The organism is Sneathiella aquimaris, from assembly GCF_026409565.1.
Classification (GTDB): Bacteria; Pseudomonadota; Alphaproteobacteria; order Sneathiellales; family Sneathiellaceae; genus Sneathiella; species Sneathiella aquimaris.
In genome coordinates this window covers 3,352,939-3,370,860 of the sequence record NZ_CP112881.1, presented here as the reverse complement: position 1 = coordinate 3,370,860, position 17,922 = coordinate 3,352,939, and the positions used below count along the sequence as shown (strand labels likewise).

The 17,922-nt window shown below is 48.5% G+C and carries 19 protein-coding genes, 1 tRNA gene and 1 pseudogene; 7 read left to right on the top strand and 14 right to left on the bottom strand.

The annotated features are described in order from the left end of the window. Positions 1-103: 103 nt before the first annotated feature. Positions 104-994: a DUF2189 domain-containing protein gene (locus OIR97_RS15790; RefSeq protein WP_169543185.1), complete on the bottom strand. Its 891-nt coding sequence runs from the start codon at positions 992-994 to the stop codon at positions 104-106. 435 nt (positions 995-1,429) lie between these two features. On the opposite strand from OIR97_RS15790, the gene OIR97_RS15785 reads away from it, so the two are divergent. The 7 genes and pseudogenes from OIR97_RS15785 to OIR97_RS15755 form a co-directional block, all read left to right on the top strand. Further along, on the top strand, positions 1,430-2,053 hold the full coding sequence (locus tag OIR97_RS15785; protein WP_169543184.1) for a substrate-binding periplasmic protein: 624 nt from the start codon (positions 1,430-1,432) through the stop codon (positions 2,051-2,053). Between the two features lie 701 nt (positions 2,054-2,754). Continuing rightward, positions 2,755-4,167, top strand: coding sequence for a circularly permuted type 2 ATP-grasp protein (locus OIR97_RS15780; RefSeq protein WP_407696684.1), 1,413 nt, complete (start codon positions 2,755-2,757; stop codon positions 4,165-4,167). A 6-nt stretch (positions 4,168-4,173) separates the two neighbouring features. Continuing rightward, complete coding sequence (locus OIR97_RS15775) at positions 4,174-5,115, top strand: alpha-E domain-containing protein (protein WP_181017861.1); 942 nt, start codon at positions 4,174-4,176, stop codon at positions 5,113-5,115. Between the two features lie 3 nt (positions 5,116-5,118). Next, positions 5,119-5,919 carry a transglutaminase family protein gene (locus OIR97_RS15770; RefSeq protein ID WP_169543182.1) on the top strand — a complete coding sequence of 267 codons (801 nt, stop codon included), beginning with the start codon at positions 5,119-5,121 and terminating at the stop codon, positions 5,917-5,919. Between the two features lie 33 nt (positions 5,920-5,952). Continuing rightward, positions 5,953-6,690: a proteasome-type protease gene (locus tag OIR97_RS15765; protein WP_169543181.1), complete on the top strand. Its 738-nt coding sequence runs from the start codon at positions 5,953-5,955 to the stop codon at positions 6,688-6,690. A 296-nt stretch (positions 6,691-6,986) separates the two neighbouring features. After that, on the top strand, positions 6,987-8,633 hold the full coding sequence (locus tag OIR97_RS15760) for a tetratricopeptide repeat protein (RefSeq protein ID WP_169544309.1): 1,647 nt from the start codon (positions 6,987-6,989) through the stop codon (positions 8,631-8,633). Between the two features lie 87 nt (positions 8,634-8,720). Then, positions 8,721-8,947: pseudogene (locus OIR97_RS15755) on the top strand (IS3 family transposase); the annotation flags it as partial. A 429-nt stretch (positions 8,948-9,376) separates the two neighbouring features. On the opposite strand, the gene OIR97_RS15750 reads toward OIR97_RS15755, so the two are convergent. The 13 genes from OIR97_RS15750 to OIR97_RS15690 form a co-directional block, all read right to left on the bottom strand. Then, a tRNA-Phe gene (locus tag OIR97_RS15750) sits at positions 9,377-9,452 on the bottom strand. A 151-nt stretch (positions 9,453-9,603) separates the two neighbouring features. After that, on the bottom strand, positions 9,604-9,786 hold the full coding sequence (locus OIR97_RS15745) for a DNA gyrase inhibitor YacG (RefSeq protein WP_169543180.1): 183 nt from the start codon (positions 9,784-9,786) through the stop codon (positions 9,604-9,606). Next, complete coding sequence (locus OIR97_RS15740) at positions 9,783-11,171, bottom strand: ribonuclease E/G (RefSeq protein WP_169543179.1); 1,389 nt, start codon at positions 11,169-11,171, stop codon at positions 9,783-9,785. The genes OIR97_RS15745 and OIR97_RS15740 overlap by 4 nt, the downstream gene beginning before the upstream one ends. After that, entirely contained in the window at positions 11,168-11,812 is a 645-nt protein-coding gene (locus OIR97_RS15735) for a Maf family nucleotide pyrophosphatase (RefSeq protein ID WP_169544308.1), read from the bottom strand. The genes OIR97_RS15740 and OIR97_RS15735 overlap by 4 nt, the downstream gene beginning before the upstream one ends. Before the next feature lie 42 nt (positions 11,813-11,854). Next, a complete protein-coding gene (infA, locus tag OIR97_RS15730) occupies positions 11,855-12,073 on the bottom strand; it encodes a translation initiation factor IF-1 (protein ID WP_169543178.1) in 219 nt (72 codons plus the stop codon). 132 nt (positions 12,074-12,205) lie between these two features. Continuing rightward, positions 12,206-12,673 carry an arsenate-mycothiol transferase ArsC gene (locus OIR97_RS15725; protein ID WP_169543177.1) on the bottom strand — a complete coding sequence of 156 codons (468 nt, stop codon included), beginning with the start codon at positions 12,671-12,673 and terminating at the stop codon, positions 12,206-12,208. Positions 12,674-12,680: 7 nt separating this feature from the next. Then, complete coding sequence (locus tag OIR97_RS15720) at positions 12,681-13,163, bottom strand: UPF0262 family protein (RefSeq protein ID WP_169543176.1); 483 nt, start codon at positions 13,161-13,163, stop codon at positions 12,681-12,683. 20 nt (positions 13,164-13,183) lie between these two features. Continuing rightward, positions 13,184-14,485 (bottom strand): histidinol dehydrogenase, encoded by a 1,302-nt coding sequence (gene hisD / locus OIR97_RS15715; protein ID WP_169543175.1) that lies wholly within the window; start codon positions 14,483-14,485, stop codon positions 13,184-13,186. Next, entirely contained in the window at positions 14,475-15,077 is a 603-nt protein-coding gene (gene hisG / locus OIR97_RS15710; RefSeq protein WP_246201915.1) for an ATP phosphoribosyltransferase, read from the bottom strand. Before hisG ends, hisD begins: the two co-directional genes overlap by 11 nt. A 126-nt stretch (positions 15,078-15,203) precedes the next feature. Then, a complete protein-coding gene (locus OIR97_RS15705; protein WP_169543173.1) occupies positions 15,204-15,650 on the bottom strand; it encodes a DUF2948 family protein in 447 nt (148 codons plus the stop codon). Between the two features lie 25 nt (positions 15,651-15,675). Continuing rightward, positions 15,676-16,965 (bottom strand): UDP-N-acetylglucosamine 1-carboxyvinyltransferase, encoded by a 1,290-nt coding sequence (gene murA / locus OIR97_RS15700; RefSeq protein ID WP_169544307.1) that lies wholly within the window; start codon positions 16,963-16,965, stop codon positions 15,676-15,678. A gap of 135 nt (positions 16,966-17,100) precedes the next feature. Continuing rightward, entirely contained in the window at positions 17,101-17,655 is a 555-nt protein-coding gene (gene dcd, locus OIR97_RS15695) for a dCTP deaminase (RefSeq protein ID WP_169543172.1), read from the bottom strand. 95 nt (positions 17,656-17,750) lie between these two features. After that, positions 17,751-17,921 carry a hypothetical protein gene (locus OIR97_RS15690; RefSeq protein ID WP_169543171.1) on the bottom strand — a complete coding sequence of 57 codons (171 nt, stop codon included), beginning with the start codon at positions 17,919-17,921 and terminating at the stop codon, positions 17,751-17,753. Position 17,922: the final 1 nt, after the last annotated feature.

Here is a 17,922-nt window from a genome sequence, read left to right as displayed (position 1 = left end):
GGCCTTCCTGTCCGGATGACGGCGGAAAGAAGCTTTTTTATCCTCTTTTGAACGGGTCTTTATCGCGTGCTTTCTCGCCGGTGGACATTTGGTTTGTCGGTTGTCATTCGTTTTTAGATGCAAGGGTTCCGGCTGCGTGTGTTTCTCCGTCAGGCAGGTCGCCAGACATTACCTGTTTATAGGCGTGCCAGGTGGCATGCCCGATAAGCGGAAGTGTTACCATAAGTCCAATTCCTGCGGTGACCAGTCCAATACCGGTAAAGATGACAATGATCGCCGCCCATAACAGCATGGCATTGCGATTTTGGGAAACGGCATAAGCGCTGGTGATAATCGACGGCAACAGCATTGATTTTCGGTCCATCATCATTGGCATGGAAAAAGCGCCAACGAAAAAGATACCGGTAGCGAAAACGGCTCCAACGAGGGAAATCGAAATTCCGAAATAGATGCCTTCCATGCTGAAGCTGCGCAACAGAATAACGTCCCATTCCGGCATGATGCCCGGAAAATTCAGGGCAAAAACAGTGAAAGAAAGACGGATCCACACTTGAAAAATGAAGGTAAGGGCAACGCCAAAGCCAAAAATACCCAGTTTATTGTACCGCGCTGCGGTTATCGCGTCCCAAAGCGAGGCCTTACTGCCAGAGGCTTGCCGTCGACTGATTTCATAGAAGCCAATACCGACAGCAGGGCCAACAAGCAGAAATCCGCTTAACGCAGGCAAAATCAGATATGGCCAGCCCATAAAATAGAAACCAAACGAGATTGCGATACCCACAAGGATAAAAAGGCCAGCATAGGGAACACTTGTCGTCATGTTGGACTTCAGGTCTGCCCAGCCTGCGGCCAGCCATGACCAAACATCCTCTGTTCCGACCCTTTCGACCAAGGCCATTTCCTTGATCAGGAAAAGCGGTCTTTGCGGATTCTGTGTCGTTGATCTGCTGATTGGTGCGTCCTTTACAGGGGGCGTTTTGTTTGTCTGCGTCATGTCTCTCTCCGCGCACAGGCATGCGTTTTGCTAAAGCTTAAGAGCAATCCCGGACATAGTAAAGTCTCTTGAAATACACGGGTGTAGAAGATTTTTGGACGACCTATTGCGTCCAAATGATGGGGTATCAATAGAGAGCCGAACGGGAAGGGCCGGATATCAGCGATTGTGAAATGACCTTACTTTGTTCGCCCTATTAATTAAAAATTATTTTTGGTATGCTAATGTTCGCATATGTAAGGCGCTTGTTCGTTAGGGTGCCACTGTAATTTGGCAATAGTCTTTGGTATATTTCGGCTTAACTCGTTGGAGGGCCTATTGGCTCAAATTTTTAGAGTATTGAGTTGTTTGATTTTTCTGTGGCTTTTATCAGGAAACCCCGCTTTTTCTGATGAGCCTGTCGTTTTCGCTTGTAACGAATTTCCGCCGTATAAAATGGAAAATAGTGACTCCGGTTTATCTGGTTTTGACGTTGAATTCCTGAGGCAGTCTTTCAAACGAGTGGGGGTGGATCTAAAAATTCAGTATATGCCGTGGAAACGGGCCCTGGAAGAAGCCCGGCAAGGGCGCGTTAACGGCGTTTGTAGCTGTTCTCAGACCAAGGAAAGAACGGAGTTTTTGTATTTTTCGGACCCTTTGGGAAAAGCTTCGTCAGGCGTTTTCAGTTTAACGAAAAATAACTTTCCTAAATTAAAAACAGTCGATGAAATTGGCACGCGCCCGGTTGGTGTTGTGCGCGGCTACAATATCATAGAGAACCTGAAAGAAGCGAATGTTCCAAATATCATCGAATTGTCCGATGAGCAGCAGGGATTAAAAGTTCTGCTGAACGGTCGTATTGATTTTTACTATACCTATGAAGCCCCTACTCGATACTATCTGGGACAGCAAAATAAATCGAAAGAGGTTGTTTATCATGAACTTTCTTTTACGAATTATTACTCCTGTTTCAGCAAGTCGGCCAATGGCTCAAAAACGTTGCTAAAGCAATTTAATGCAGGACTTGCCGAAATTAAAAAAGATGGCACTTACGACAAGATATTAGCCAAATATCGGTAGCGCCAAATATAAACCAGGCTTCAGCGAGTTGATATTCCGCGGCTGAATTTTGACGAATTCCTCTGGGTAAAGAAGGATTGAATAGATACTTTGAGAAGCCGTGCAAATCTGCGCCTGTGCTCACCTTCATGGCGCTGGTCAGGGGTATTGGTTTAATGGCGAAGTGATCCCAACTTTGTTCTGCCAACAGGTCTTTGTCGTTTTTCAGGTTCCAGCTTTTAAGGGTATCCCGTCCAAAACCTGAAGATGCATTGCTGATGGCGGGATCCCTTGTTTTGGATCTGAAAAGGAACCAGTTTTTCGTCGCTGTCTTTGAAAAATTTCTTTGGTTGGCAATCACGTTTCGTCTTTAATCGCGAAAATTCAGCCTTGTTTAAAATTATTTCTGCGTCGCGGATTTTGAACTGTGACCGGAAATTTATGCTGCCGGAAAACCTCGTTTAAAGGCGTGCGGATCTCTTCTTTTCTTTATGTTTGATTCTATAAATTAGTGCATTAAATCAGTGCGCTAATGACGTTTTTTGTCGGTCGTTTCGCGCCAGTAAGGATTGGTACGGCAGTTGTGCCAATAGCGTGCCTGGCTCCATGATTTTGATGCTGTCTCAGGCTGATAAGGTGACAGTGTGTCCTCTTTGTTGGAGGGAGGGGTGGTTGAATTATCACTGCTTTTTGTTAAGTTGTTAGCCATGGAAAATAAAAACATGTTCTTCAATGAGATGTCAGGTCCAGATGATAAGGTCAGAGAACCTTATCAAGATTATCAAAAATGGATGATTTCGGAAAAGCCGGCTCGGCTGAAAAAAAAGCAGGCCGCATCAGAAGCGTTTTTCCGTCGTACTGGAATTACTTTTAATGTTTATGGCCGCGAGGAGGCGTCAGAAAGGTTAATCCCTTTTGACATCATCCCCCGGATTATTTCGGAGAGAGAGTGGAGCCGTCTGTCCCGCGGGATCGAGCAACGGGTCCGTGCCATAAATGCTTTCTTGCATGATATTTATCACCGACAGGAAATATTGCGCGCAGGGCGCATTCCGGCTGAACTTATCACAAAAAATGAAGCTTTTTTGCCTCAAATGCTGGGTGTGTCGCCTCCCGGCAATGTTTATACGCATATCGTCGGGACTGATATCGTTCGTACCGGGGAAGACGAGTTTTATGTCCTCGAAGACAACGCTCGAACGCCTTCCGGGGTGTCGTATATGTTGGAAAACAGGGAAACAATGCTACACATGTTTCCGGAGTTGTTTGCCAAGATCAAGGTGCAACCTGTTAGTAATTACCCCCGTAACCTGCGGCGAAGCCTAAGCGCTTGTGCGCCGAAAGCCTGTACAGGCAGGCCTGTTGTTGCTGTCTTGACGCCCGGTATTTACAATTCAGCGTATTTCGAACACTCCTTTCTGGCTGAACAGATGGGGGCTGAGCTTGTTGAAAGTCACGATTTGCGCGTGATCGATGGCCGCGTTGCCATGCGGACAACGAGGGGCTATGAGGCTATTGACGTGCTTTACCGTCGCGTTGATGACGAATATCTCGATCCACTGAATTTCAACCCGGACTCGATGCTGGGGGTTCCCGGTATTATGGATGTGTATCGTGCAGGCGGCATTACCATTGCCAATGCACCCGGCACAGGCATTGCGGATGATAAAGCAATTTACTCGTATATTCCGGACATTGTTGAATTTTATACAGGCGAGAAGGCCATTCTTAAAAACGTTCCGACCTGGCGATGTTCTGAGGCGGATTCTTTGGCGTATGTCCTTGATAATCTTGAGGATCTGGTCGTTAAAGAAGTTCATGGTTCCGGTGGTTATGGCATGCTCGTTGGACCGGCTGCGAGCAAACGCGAGCTGGCATCGTTCCGCAGCAAGTTGAAAGCCCGGCCCGATAATTATATCGCTCAACCAACATTATCGTTATCGACCGTGCCTATTCTAACCAATAAAGGATTGGCACCGCGTCACGTGGATCTTCGGCCCTATGTTCTGGTCTCCCCGGAGAATATCAATATAACGCCCGGTGGTCTGACACGCGTTGCGTTGAAAGAAGGGTCACTGGTTGTTAATTCAAGTCAGGGCGGCGGTACAAAAGATACGTGGGTTCTGGAGGAATAGGTCATGTTGCTTGGTAAAAATGCAGGTGGTCTTTTCTGGATGTTTCGAAACCTCGAACGTAGTGAAAACACCGCTCGACTTCTGGAAGCCGGTTTCCGTATGGCGCTTACGCGTTCTGCCGCTGCAGAAGGGGAGTGGGCGTCGGTTGTCTCGGCAAGCGGGACGTATCAGCTCTACACTGAAGAGTATGACACCTTTAATGCACCGCAGGTCATCGATTTCCTGCTGCGCGATACAACTAATCCATCGAGTGTTATGTCGACGATCACAAGTGCCCGGAATAATGCGCGGCTTGTTCGGACAGCGCTGACCCGTGAGGTATGGGAAGCGACCAATGAATGTTACATCACTCTCAAGGGTCTATTGGATCGCAAGATCAGCGACAGCGAACTCCCGGATATTCTGGCGGTGATACGTCAACAGAGCTCTCTGGTTCGCGGGGCGCTGCACGGGACAATGCTGCGCAATGACGCCTATGATTTTGCGCGGCTTGGCACCTTTGTCGAGCGGGCAGATAACACAGCCCGTATTCTGGATGTGAAATATTATGTCCTTTTACCATCGGCGTCTTTTGTTGGTTCGTCCCTTGATAATGTCCAGTGGGAATCCATCCTACGGTCGGTTTCTGCACTAAGTGCTTATCGCTGGCTGAATGCTGGTGAAATCAACCCCGTTTTTATCGCTGATTTTCTGATCAGTGACAGGCGGTTACCCCGATCGTTGGCCTTTTGTTACAAACAGATTGTCGAGAATCTGGATTACCTTTCAGAAGGGTATGATCTGGAACTCCCCTGTCACGAACAGGCCGCCGTCCTTTACCAGCGTTTACGCAATACACCTATTGATGATATTTTTGATATGGGATTGCATGAATTTATTGTTGATTTCATTGACGGTAATGCGCAGCTGGCCAATCAGATTGCACAGGATTACCGTTTCGATGGATAAAGTATGCTCTTAAATATATCTCATACAACGCAATATCATTATGATGAACCGGTTCAGTATTCCCTGCACCAGCTTCGTCTGACCCCGAAATCAAACCAAAACCAGCGCGTGGTCAATTGGCAAACGACCATCACGGGCGGAGAGAAACAGCTGGAGTTTATTGATCAGCATAACAACCATGTTGATCTTATAAGCTTCAATGCGGGGGAATCAGAAATTTCCATTCACTCATGGGGTGAAGTGGAGACGACCGATACCCATGGGATTGTTGGCAAACATGGTGGATATGCGCCACTTTGGCATTTCAAAAGTACTACAGAGCTTACCCAACCGGGTGGGGAACTGAAGAAACTGATAAAAACACTGGGGGACAGGTTCGAAGGCGATATCGAGCGTATGCATGCATTGTCTCGCCTGATTTCAGAACGGGTTTCCTATAAGGTGGGGGAAACCCATGCCGCGACGACTGTTGAAGAGGCGCTGAAAAGTGAATATGGCGTTTGTCAGGACCACGCTCACATTTTTAGTGCTGCGGCCCGTATGATGGGGTATCCGGCGCGGTATGTAAGTGGCTATCTACTGATGGATGATCGTATTGATCAGGATGCCACCCATGCATGGGCGGAAGCTTACCTTCCAGAGTTGGGCTGGGTCGGTTTTGATGTTTCCAATAATATTTGCCCCGATGAGCGCTATGTCCGTGTGGCAACAGGCCTTGATTATCGGGACGCCGCCCCGATATCCGGTGTCCGGTACGGTAGTAGCGGTGAAACGATGATTGTGTCTTTGCAGGTTCAACAGTAAGATAACGCCTTTGGTATCACGGATTTCCTGAGTATGACTTATTGCGTGGGCATGTGCCTGAATCGTGGCTTGGTCTTTATGTCTGATACACGGACCAATGCTGGTGTCGATAATATTGCAACCTTTCGAAAAATGAGCACCTGGTCAACACCGGGTGAGCGTGTCATTACCCTAATGGCGGCAGGAAATCTGGCCACGACCCAAGCCGTTGTTTCTATGCTCGAGGAGCGGACCAAAATCTTGGCTGAGCGCTTTCCGTCAATCCTTGAAGCCCCGACCATGGTGCAGGTCGCACAAATTGTCGGTGAGCTTGTCAGAGATGTGGTGCAGTCCAATGCAGTTGGCGGGCAGAACGCGGATACGACGTTTCACGCGACTTTTATTCTGGGCGGTCAGATCAAAACGGGGGAACCACGTCTGTTTATGATCTATCCTGAGGGTAATTTCATTGAGGCCTCTACTGATACGCCGTTTTTCCAGATCGGGGAAACCAAGTACGGACGACCTATTATCGTTCGGGCCTATGATCCGGATATGAAATTTGAAGATGCGATCAAACTGTTAATGGTTTCGTTTGATTCTACCATCAAGGCCAATTTGTCTGTCGGATTGCCAATAGATGTACAGACCTATGAAACGGACAGCTTTGAGATTGGGCATGAATTTCGGGTCGAGCCCAATGATGACTATTACAACCTGATCTCCGATAGCTGGGGCGAAGCATTGCGCACAGCGTTTTTCTCTTTACCGGATTTCGAATTCAACGATTGACGAAATACTTTTGTTTGGTGGCCGTGCCGCAAGAAAAGCGGGTTTTCTCATGGGGGCATGTGGATTTCGCGCCCCTAAAGAAAATTACTTCGAACTCCCCATCAGATATACTGCGCCGCGCAAAAGAGGACCGTATATTGCGGTCCCTAAAACGCTTCGCAATCTTTGTTTGCGTCTTAGATCCCTAATCGGCTTAGTGCTTTATGACCGTTTATAAAGACTGTGTCATGATTCTAGTATTCGTGTATTTTGATGTTCCAGCAATGGGATGTGTCATTAAACAGAAGGGGGCTGCGATGACCGACTTTGATTTGGGTTCATACACACGTGAAATTACTACAGCATCACCAAAAGCGAAGGCCCTTTTTGATCAGGGGTTGGTTTGGCTGTTTGGATATAACCACGAAGCGGCTGCGAGGTGTTTTGAGCAGGCGGTTGCCAGTGATCCCAATTGTGGAATGGCTTATTGGGGGGTCGCATATGCCATTGGCCCAAATTATAACAAGCCGTGGGAGTTTTTCGAGCCAGAGGAGCGTGTTGAAACTCTGAAGCGCGCTCAAGAGGCGATTAAGCGGGCAACCGCGCTACAGGACAGTCTTTCATCTGTAGAGGCGGCGTTGATAGAGGCCCTTGCGGACAGGTTTCCGACCGATCCCGAAATCGAAGATTACGCACCTTGGAATGATGCATTTTCCGATTCCATGCGCAAAGTTTACGCCGAATTTCCGAATGATCTTGATGTATCGACCATTTTTGCCGAAGCCCTGATGAACCGAACCCCTTGGTTGTTGTGGGATTTGCCATCCGGTCAACCTGCCGAAGGGGCTTCTACGCTGGAAGCGTGTTCCGTTCTTGAGACAGCTTTTGCAGAATTACCCGGGGCATGGGAGCATCCTGGCCTGCTGCATATGTATGTTCATTTAATGGAAATGTCGCCAACACCGGAAAAAGCCCTTCGTCACGGGGACCAATTGGTCGATCTTGTACCCGATAGCGGTCATTTGGTTCATATGGCGACGCATATCGATGTTTTGTGCGGGGAATATCAGAATGTCGTCTATCGAAATAGTCGGGCGGCGAAGGTCGATCAAAAATACGAAGTCGTCGCGGGCGCTGAAAATTTCTATACGCTTTACCGAATACATAACGTTCATTTTGAAGCATATGGCGCAATGTTCTTGGGACAGCCGGATGTAGCCTTGGCAGCATCTGAGGAGTTGATCAGAATGTTGCCTGAAAACGTCGTCCGTTATATGCCGGATTTGTTTGAATCATTCTACGGCAAGAAAATTCACGTCATGGTTCGCTTTGGGCAATGGCGTGAGATTCTGGAGGAACCCTTTCCCGACGATCAGGATCTTTATAGCTACACGACGACCGCCATGCATCAGGCGAGAACGATCGCTCTTGCAAATCTGGGGCGAATTGAAGAAGCAGAAAAAGAAAGACAGCTAGCCGTAACTGCCGCGAAACGGGTGCCGGAGGGGCGGATGGTGTTCAATAATACCTGTCAGGATGTTCTGGAAATCGGAAAAACCATGATGGAAGGGGAGCTCGCTTTTAAGTCCGGGCATATTGAAGAGGGGCTTAATCATTTGCGGCGATCTGTCCAGCTTGACGATGGGTTGCTTTATGATGAGCCATGGGGATGGATGCAGCCGACGCGGCATGCCTTGGGGGCCCTTTTGATGGAAGTGGGGAACTTTGAAGAGGCGGAGGCCCTGTATCGCGCCGATTTGGGGCTTGATAATACTCTGGCACGGGCCTGCCAGCATCCTCGGAATGTATGGAGTTTGCACGGCCTTCACGAATGCCTGGTCCGGCGCGGCGAAACTGTTGAAATCAAACATATAAAGTTGATGCTGGATCAGGCCATGGCGCGCACAACAGTTCCGGTCCGCGCGTCTTGCTATTGCCGAAAACACAATCCTGAAGCCGCTTGACTTATGAAGTTTCAGGTTCCGTTATGATTGTGAACTGTAAGCAGTTTAGTTTGTATATGTCGAGCTGGTTTCTTGGAACATAACAGTGGACGGCGCGGAAACTGTCACGACAACGCTGTTGTAGAGATCCTTTTTACCGGCTCAAGTGTGAATGGATACGACGCAAGACCTGTAAAGCCAGAGAAGATGCCGGGCAGGATGTGTTCAACTACATCGACATGCTTTGAAATCCGAAGCGTAAACCTGAAACAAATGAGATGTTGTCGCCCATCGAATTCGAACGGCAGCAGAAAATGAATACCGAAGGCGTTTAGAAAACTAAGGGCTATTCATCTTCTTGATCAATGGTTTTCGTAGAACGTTGTACCTACTTGCCTGTGTCAGGATTTTTGATTTGGCAGGAATAGTATGGGCTGGTATCGCGCAGGAATATATTGACGTTATCCTTGATAGTTTGCGCTGAATTTCTTGAATGAGTGTTGTGCATAAATTTTGTCTTTTCTTGTTATAAAATAAGTATTTGAAGCAATGGAAATGGTTCATTGCGTTGTACTAATTATAACAATGACAAAACGGCCTGTAGAGTTTTGGGGGAATGTGCTTTAACGTTTTTCTGAATGGATTCAGTTAGTTATTCCGGTGCAAATTCAACTGCATAAGAGTGCATAAGCGGAAACCGCAGAGGTACACAAAAGCATGCTTTGCTGAAGCGACTGGAAACACTCGGATTTTCTGGGAAAGAGTGGTGCCCAGGGGCGGATTCGAACCACCGACACGCGGATTTTCAGTCCGCTGCTCTACCAACTGAGCTACCTGGGCATCCTTCACTTGCAGGACATGGCGCCTGCGAGGAAGCTGGGTTATAGAAGATATTCGCGGGGCTGTCCATACCCTTTAAACAAATTTTTTAAAAAGGTTTGTGGCGCGTTTTTATCTTCTCTTTTCGTCTGCCTATCGGCGCTGTCCGGGATTAATAATCATCTTCATTGTCATTGGTGGAAAGGGCTTCTTCTCCGGGAATGACATAACTTTCATTAAACCACTTTCCCAGATCAAGTTGCTGACAGCGGATTGAGCAAAAGGGACGGTATTTTTGAACTGTTTCTTTGCCACACTGGGGGCATTTGCCTGCGGATTTTGTACTTTTTGTCACTGTATGGTCTCGTCTCTTGCTGTGGTCTGGATGATATAGGCGTCATCCTTTGAATTCGGGTCGTCGGTCCATTTTACAGAAAGGGCTGTATGGGCCTCAATCTCTTTTTTTGTCAGTGCCAGATAAGACGCGATTTGCGGGCTACACAAGATTGTCAGGCTGGCAGATTTCTCGTTGTGCCAAAACCGCATCAGGTCATTTATCAAATTTGTTGCAGTGAAAAAGGATGGGGTTGATTGGCGTTGATCTGCAGGGCTGGAAAGAAGTGTCTGCAGATCGGCGTTCTTGCGCTGACGTGTCAATTGCATCAGACCCAGCTCCGTCATTCCAATAACGCGAACGGGGCTGGGGTCGGTCTGGCAAAGTTGCTTGAGGTCCTGTGTCAGTGTTTTAATGGCCTGTTTATTGTTCATCTGGATAAAATCAATGATGATAATTCCAGCCAAATTGCGAAGGCGCAATTGAGCGGTGATCAACGCGGCAGCTTCCTTATTTGTTTGAAGAGCCAATGTGTGAGCCGTCTGGCGCGCTGACGTCGCTGTTCCGCCGGAATTGACGTCGATCGCGATAAGTGCTTCGGTTTTTTCAATTGTCACAGAACCGCCAGATGGAAGGGGAAGACGAACCTCGCACGCGTCGTCAATCTGGCTTTCAATGTTGAAGTGATCAAAAAGAAGATCGGCGCGGCTCCAAAGGGTTACTTCACGGAAGGTCTGTTTCAGGCTTTTGTATATTCGGGTACTGTTAGTGATCAGGCGCGCGTCGGAACCGCCAGCTGTTCTGGCAATTTGGCATTCCGGGGGCTCGCCGCTGAAAAGAAGCCGCGGTGATGCCTCCTGCCTGGCGGCTTTATTGGTGGCCTGCCAGATCTCCTGTAAATGCACAATTTCGGAAATGGTAGTATCGATTGGATGATTCCGGGCGGCAGAACGAACGGTAATCCCGCCAGAGACGCCAGCCTCTTCTGCTTGGAGGATAAACGCGTCCCTAAATGCAGGATCTTTTAGCTGTTTGGCAAAGGAGAGCGTTGTGCCGTTCGGTGCAAAAACGGAGAATTGCCCTTCAAGTCGAATATACGCACTGATTTGTTTTGGTTTGTTATCATGGGCGTCTTTTATGACCTGAACAATCAGTTTCAGCCCTTCATGCAGGTGGATATCAGAAGGAATATCCCGCCACTTTAAAAAGGCAGGCGTTGTTTCCCCTAAATCAACAAATGCGGCCTCTAATTCCTTGGATACGGTCGCAATCCGCCCAAGATACACGTTGCCTGTTTCTGAGCTTTTCCCGTGAGGGAAGACAAATAGATCAGTAAGGGTTTCACCATCCAGAACCGCCGCGCGCAGGCCCGGTACATTATCGTCAAAAAGGACGGTGGCGGTCATGCGCCTTTAGGCATCAAGCTTGAATGATGCCAGACGTTAAAGCCATTTCCCGCCAGCATCATCGCGACTTCATGGAGGGGAAGGCCAACAATATTAGAATATGAACCCTGGATCTTGGCGGTAAAAATACTGCCCAGACCCTGTATGGCATAGGCCCCGGCCTTGCCTTGCCATTCTCCGCTATTCAAATAGCTTTGAATATCATGCTCATCCAATGGTTTGAAAATGACGGTGCTTTTTACAGTTTTCTGGCGAACGGTTCCATTTGGTAAAACCAGAGCGATGCCGGTAAAAACGGCGTGTTTTCGGCCCGATAGTAATGAAAGAAAACGGCGCGCTTCTGTTTCTGATGAAGCTTTTCCCAGTATTCGCTGTCCCACAGCAACCACTGTGTCTGCGGCAAGAACGAAGGCGTTTTTGTGCTGTTCCGCGACGGCAGCGGCTTTTTCTACAGCCAACCGACCCGCAAAATGCCGTGGTTTTTCTGCCTGCATCGGAATTTCAGGAATATCAGCCGGATCAATGATGTCCGGTTCTAGTCCAATTTGGGAAAGCAGTTCTTTCCTCCGAGGGGATGCGGAGGCAAGCACCAAAAGCGGGCGGGTCTGTGCAGAGACAACGGGCGTCGCAGGGCGTGTCATGTCGATTTCAGCCAATCGTGTCTCCGCGTAATTCCGAAACGTTTATTTGTGACGGAACTTAATACGGCCCTTGGTCAGATCGTATGGTGTCATTTCGACGGTAACATGGTCACCGGGAATGATACGGATACGGAATTTGCGTATCTTTCCTGCCGAGTGGGCAAGCACTTCGTGATCATTGTCAAGTTTGACGCGGAATGTTGAGTTGGGTAAGCATTCCGTTACAGTACCTTCAAACTCCAAAAGCTCTTCTTTAGCCATGAATTTCCTAATTCAGTTGTTGAAACTTGCGTGCAAAATGAGACGCCTTCTCTAAAAATGCAAGCTTTAGTTTGATTTTATCGCATAAAACTGTGTTTAGAGTGCTACGAATACACTTTAGTATACCATAATTCACACAAGGGGGGCAGGATTAGTTGCGAAGCGCGTTTTGATATGTTGGTAAAGATCATCGCGAACCTGGCGGTAGGCGTTTAGCCGCATTTCACGGTTTCCCTCGGCAATGGAGGGGTCAAGTGTCAGCCAGTATTCCACATCACAAGCAGTGGTTCGTGTGATCTCGTCCGCTTTTGTGCGGGCTTCAGGGGATAAGGCGATTATTAGGTCAAAAGAGGTATCCATCAGCTCATCTAAATTTTTGGAGAGATGATCAGAGGCATCCAGACCGATTTCATCGAGGACCTCAACGGTAAAGCCGTCAATTTCAGTTGCCCTGACGCCGGCGCTATCGACAAAAATCTTCTGTCCAAAAAGGCTTTTGGCGATGCATTCAGCCATAGGAGAGCGAATACTGTTATGGGTGCAGGCGAACAGTACGCTGGTCGGTTGGAGCAAAGTGGCCGGAGAAGCTCCGGTATCCATGGTGATATCACCCTCGAATATGTAAGACGCAAATCAGAGTGAAAAGGCGGCGTGCCGTGTCAAAATCGGTTTCAACCTTTCCTTTCAGTCGTTCCAGAAGAAGTTCGGTTCCTTCATTGTGAAGGCCCCGGCGACCCATATCGATGGCTTCAATTTTAGACGGGGAAGCTGATTTGATGGCATCAAAATAGCTTTCGCAGATATGAAAATAATCTTTGATGACACGTTTAAATGAAATAACCGGAAGGGGAAGACGGAGCAGGGTTTGCGTATCCTCTTCGTCCCGAATATCAAAAATCAGCCGGTTATCTTCAATGCTGAGATGCAAGGAATACGGTCCTGCGTCGGCCTGTTCACAGATGGTAAACTGGTTCAGGTCCAGTAGATCAAAAATAGCGACCTTTTGTTCATGTTCGATATCGGGATTGCGTCTTATAACGGATTTTTCATCCAGAGTTATATTGACGATACGCTGATGATCTGGTGACATGGCAGCTACTTTCTTCCAGGTTAGGTCGGCTTATTCATTCGGATGGAAACCGACAGTGCGTGTGCACCCAGTCCCTCCGAATTTGCCAGGCGGACAGCATCCGGTCCTATTTTACCCAGCCCGTCGGCGTCCAGTTTAATCAATGAGGATCGTTTCATAAAGTCCAGAGTAGACAGGCCTGACGAAAAACGTGCCGTTCTTGCTGTTGGCAGAACGTGGTTTGGACCGGCAATATAATCACCAATAGCCTCCGGTGTATAACGGCCCATGAAAATAGCACCCGCATGACGGATATTTTTAGCGTAGGTTTCCGGATCATCGACGCACAGTTCCAGATGTTCCGGCGCAATGCGGTTAACCAGGGGGATGGCATCGTCGATCGAATTAACAACGACAATTGCGCCGTAGTTTTCCCAACTTGCCGTGGCTATTTCGCAGCGTGACAATGTTTTCAAGATATGCGCAATCGCTTGCTCGACCGAATTTGCAAAATCCGCATTGTCCGTGATCAGGATGCTTTGGGCAACAGGGTCATGTTCGGCCTGTGACAGGAGGTCTGCGGCAATCCAGGCGGGATCATTTTTTCCGTCGGCAACCACCAGAATTTCTGACGGGCCGGCAATCATGTCGATACCAACAGTCCCAAAAACCTGTTTTTTTGCTGTCGCAACAAAGGCATTTCCGGGACCAACAATTTTATCAACCGGGGCGATGGTTTCCGTGCCATAGGCAAGCGCCGCGACGGCCTGTGCACCGCCAACCCGATAGATTTCCGTGACGCCACACAAATTGGCGGCGGCCAAAACAAGCGGGTTGATAACGCCATCTGGTGTTGGAACAACCATAACAAGGCGCTCGGCCCCGGCGACTTTTGCCGGAATGGCGTTCATCAAAACAGAAGACGGGTAGGTGGCGAGGCCGCCCGGAACATACAGTCCGACATTTTCAATCGCAGTCCAGCGGTGACCCAGCTCAATACCGTCTGTATCCGTATAAAACAGATCATCCGGTTTTTGTTTCTGATGATAGGCTTCAATACGCGCTGCTGCTATTTTCAAAGCGTTCAGCGTTTCGGCGTCACAGCTTTTCAGGGCGTGCTCTATTTCGGCGTCAGTGACTTTGATTTCATCGGCTGATGTTAGGGAAAGGCGATCAAACTTGTTTGTGTAATTAAGGACCGCCTTGTCGCCATTTTTGCGCACATCTGCGAGAATGTCGTTAACAATTGCGCTTACATCGGCATCGGTCTCCCGCTTTTGAAGAAGCAGATCCTGAAACGCGGTCTCGAAATTCTGATCTTGAACGGATAATTTAACGGGCATCGACCACAGTCCTGAACTTCTGGATCCAGTCATTCATTTCAACGGATCGTGTTTTCAAAGCCGCGCGGTTTACAACCAGACGCGAGGTAATGTCGAGGATCTTTTCAACTTCAACCAAGCCGTTTGCCTTAAGGGTTGCACCGGATGAAACCAGATCCACAATACGCTTGCAGAGGCCCAGGCCTGGTGCAAGTTCCATCGCGCCAGACAGTTTAATACACTCGGCCTGGATGCCTTGTGAGGAAAAATACTGGTGTGTCAGGTTGGGGTATTTTGTTGCAATCCGGACATGGCTCCACCGGCTGGGGTCCTTATCGTCCTCCATGTTTTTTGGCTGGGCAACAGCCAGATAACAATGTCCAATATCAAGGTCAACGGGAGCATAGATTTCAGGGTAATTATGTTCCAGCAAAACGTCATTGCCGGCAACGCCAAGTTGAGCCGCGCCAAAAGCAACAAAGGTTGCAACGTCAAAGGATCGTACCCGAATAATGGAAATATTTGGATGGTTGGTTTTGAAATGAAGGAGGCGGCTTGCCGGGTCGTCAAAGGCGGCTTCGGGTTCAATTCCCGTCGCGCGCACCAAGGGCATTACTTCTTTCAAAATTCGGCCCTTTGGCAGGGCGATTACCAACTCTTCACTCGAAGACACGTGTTTGCTCCGTTCCTTTATCCGGGGGGCCCGGCATTCTGTTCTGGTTGTTCACATTGAGGGCGATTAATTTTTATCCGTCTCAGCGTGGTCCGGGATTTTGTCGGTTTCCCATGGGGCTCCAACATCGGTTAGGGCTATATCTATACATTCTACTGAAAGTCGCAAGGCCGCGTTTCCGGCGAAAATCAAATTTAATATCGCACTGCCATCCTCACCCGGGGTACAGGTGATGGACAATAATTCCAGTACTTCAGTGGGGCGGTCCGGAGAGATCCCTTGTGCTTTTACCGATAATACATCGCTGAACAGCAACCCGCACCGCGTGCGCAAGGCATTTTCCGGTGATGTCTGGAACTGTTCCCACATGAAACGAGAGGCGGTCAGGGTGAAAGTTCGGTTGATCGCAGAATAGCCAAGCTCTCCAGGGCTTGTAATCGCTCCTTCAATCGCTGCCGAGAAAACAGAAATGTCTTCTATTTCAGCTGCTTTAAGTTTTAGTCCATTTGCCACTCTTTTATCCTGACCTGTCTTGTGACTATAGTTCCGCTTGTAACCTTACGATATCAGCGCCGCAAGCGGCTAATTTTTCTTCCAGTCGCTCGTATCCACGGTCGAGGTGATAAACCCGATTAATAATGGTTTCCCCGGCCGCTGCCAAGCCAGCCAGAACCAATGAAACAGACGCGCGCAAATCGGTCGCCATTACCTGGGCTCCGACAAGTTCTTTCACGCCCCGCACAAGCGCCGAATGTCCATGAACGGTGATGTTCGCCCCTAGACGGGTAAGCTCAGGAACATGCATAAAGCGGTTCTCAAAAATGGTTTCTGTGATCATGGACGCGCCGTCTGACACGGTCATTAATGCCATGATCTGGGCCTGCATATCTGTTGGATAGCCCGGATAGGGTTGCGTCATGATATCAACACCCCTGATCGGGTCTTTTGGGTCACGAGATACAATCAGACCCTCTTCTGTGATCTGAATATCCGCACCTGCGGCTTCAAGAATTTCAAGGACTGAGCTAATCAGGTCTGCATCGGTATTGGTGAGTTCAATTCGTCCGCCCGTGATCGCAGCCGCAATAGCGTAAGTGCCTGTTTCGATGCGGTCTGGCATTACGGAATACCGTGCACCATGCAGGGATTTTTTACCGGTAATGGTCAGATTGCTTGTCCCTTCGCCTTCAATCTCGGCGCCCATTGCTTTCAGAAGGCGAATCAGATCGGTAATTTCAGGCTCTTTCGCAGCATTTTGAAGGAGGGTGACCCCATCGGCAAGGCAGGCCGCCATTAACAGATCTTCTGTTGCGCCGACCGATACCGTATCAAATCTGATTTCGGCACCTTTCAATCCGTTGGGTGCCTCCGCAACCATATAGCCGCCGACAATGTCGATTGTCGCGCCCATTGCTTCCAATCCATCAAGATGCAGGTTCATAGGGCGGGTTCCAATGGCACAGCCGCCCGGAAGAGAGACTTTTGCTTTGCCGATCCGAGCCAGCAACGGACCCAAAACCAAGGCGCCAGCACGCATTTTGCGAACGATGTCATATGGGGCTTCTGTACTTGTGATTGTTTTGGCAGTAAGCGAAATAGCGCGGCCATTGCTGTTCCCGTTTTCACCGTTCAAGTGGGCTTGTGCGCCATGCTGGCACAGCAGGTTGATCAGTGTCGAGATGTCTGCAACATGGGGTAAATTACTGAGCGTTACAGTTTCTTCCGTTAACAAGGACGCGACCATTAAGGGCAAGGCTGCGTTTTTTGCGCCGCTAATCTCGATTTTACCGTTTAAGGGCTTCCCGCCGCGAATACGAATACTGTCCATACTTGTTTTCAATCCAGGTTGCCTGTCAAAGAGCAGGCACCATTTTTGTCTATTAGAATTGCAAAAGGAGCCTGGAAAACCACGCCCCTCGATTATAAGTCCTTATGCCGATCAATTATGTCGAGCTTAGGGCGTTTAAAGCCGCGGAAGTGTCACACCTTCCTGGCCCATATATTTGCCAGCGCGATCTTTGTACGACACTTCGCATGGCTCGTTTCCTTTCAGGAACAGGAACTGGCACGCACCCTCGTTGGCATAAATTTTTGCAGGCAAAGGTGTCGTGTTGGAAAATTCCAGTGTCACATGCCCTTCCCATTCGGGTTCAAGCGGCGTTACATTGACGATAATACCGCACCGGGCATAGGTTGATTTTCCAAGGCAGATAACCAGCACATCACGCGGGATGCGGAAATATTCAACAGTTCGCGCCAAAACAAATGAATTGGGCGGAATAACACAAACATCTGTTTTCCGGTCGACGAAGCTGTCATTGGAAAACGCTTTTGGATCTACTGTCGCAGAATCAATATTTGTGAATATTTTAAATTCATCGGAAACGCGGGCGTCATATCCATAAGAAGACAGACCATAGGAAATCATATCTTCCCGTTTCTGACTTTCTACAAATGGCTCGATCATTCTCTGATTTTGTGCGGCAGACCGGATCCATTTATCTGACAGGATGGACATTAAGCTTTTCTCCAGAAATAGTGCGAAATTTGGGTCATCTTATAGATAACTCGAGCACGGGCCAAGGCATAACCGTGCCTGTTTAGGGCGAAATGTTAATCGATGAGTTTATTTTTGTTCTTGATTGCGTCCGGCGCCTGTTCTCCACGTCCTCTTTGCAAGGATTTGCGTTTTCGCAAATTTTCCCGCAAGGCACCCGCAAGGCGGTCGGCTTTTTCATCTTTCAATTTTTGTTTTTGGGACGATTTATCCTGATTGTCAGTCATC

Coding starts and splice junctions, on each gene's coding strand:
- OIR97_RS15765 (WP_169543181.1), top strand. CDS start 5,953: ATGACTTATTGCGTGGGCATGTGCCTGAATCGTGGCTTGGTCTTTATG.
- murA (WP_169544307.1), bottom strand. CDS start 16,965: ATGGACAGTATTCGTATTCGCGGCGGGAAGCCCTTAAACGGTAAAATC.
- OIR97_RS15780 (WP_407696684.1), top strand. CDS start 2,755: ATGTTCTTCAATGAGATGTCAGGTCCAGATGATAAGGTCAGAGAACCT.
- OIR97_RS15735 (WP_169544308.1), bottom strand. CDS start 11,812: ATGACACGCCCTGCGACGCCCGTTGTCTCTGCACAGACCCGCCCGCTT.
- OIR97_RS15725 (WP_169543177.1), bottom strand. CDS start 12,673: ATGGATACCGGAGCTTCTCCGGCCACTTTGCTCCAACCGACCAGCGTA.
- OIR97_RS15760 (WP_169544309.1), top strand. CDS start 6,987: ATGACCGACTTTGATTTGGGTTCATACACACGTGAAATTACTACAGCA.
- OIR97_RS15740 (WP_169543179.1), bottom strand. CDS start 11,171: ATGACCGCCACCGTCCTTTTTGACGATAATGTACCGGGCCTGCGCGCG.
- hisD (WP_169543175.1), bottom strand. CDS start 14,485: ATGCCCGTTAAATTATCCGTTCAAGATCAGAATTTCGAGACCGCGTTT.
- dcd (WP_169543172.1), bottom strand. CDS start 17,655: ATGTCCATCCTGTCAGATAAATGGATCCGGTCTGCCGCACAAAATCAG.
- OIR97_RS15690 (WP_169543171.1), bottom strand. CDS start 17,921: ATGACTGACAATCAGGATAAATCGTCCCAAAAACAAAAATTGAAAGAT.
- OIR97_RS15770 (WP_169543182.1), top strand. CDS start 5,119: ATGCTCTTAAATATATCTCATACAACGCAATATCATTATGATGAACCG.
- OIR97_RS15785 (WP_169543184.1), top strand. CDS start 1,430: ATGGAAAATAGTGACTCCGGTTTATCTGGTTTTGACGTTGAATTCCTG.
- OIR97_RS15790 (WP_169543185.1), bottom strand. CDS start 994: ATGACGCAGACAAACAAAACGCCCCCTGTAAAGGACGCACCAATCAGC.
- OIR97_RS15720 (WP_169543176.1), bottom strand. CDS start 13,163: ATGTCACCAGATCATCAGCGTATCGTCAATATAACTCTGGATGAAAAA.
- infA (WP_169543178.1), bottom strand. CDS start 12,073: ATGGCTAAAGAAGAGCTTTTGGAGTTTGAAGGTACTGTAACGGAATGC.
- hisG (WP_246201915.1), bottom strand. CDS start 15,077: ATGCCCTTGGTGCGCGCGACGGGAATTGAACCCGAAGCCGCCTTTGAC.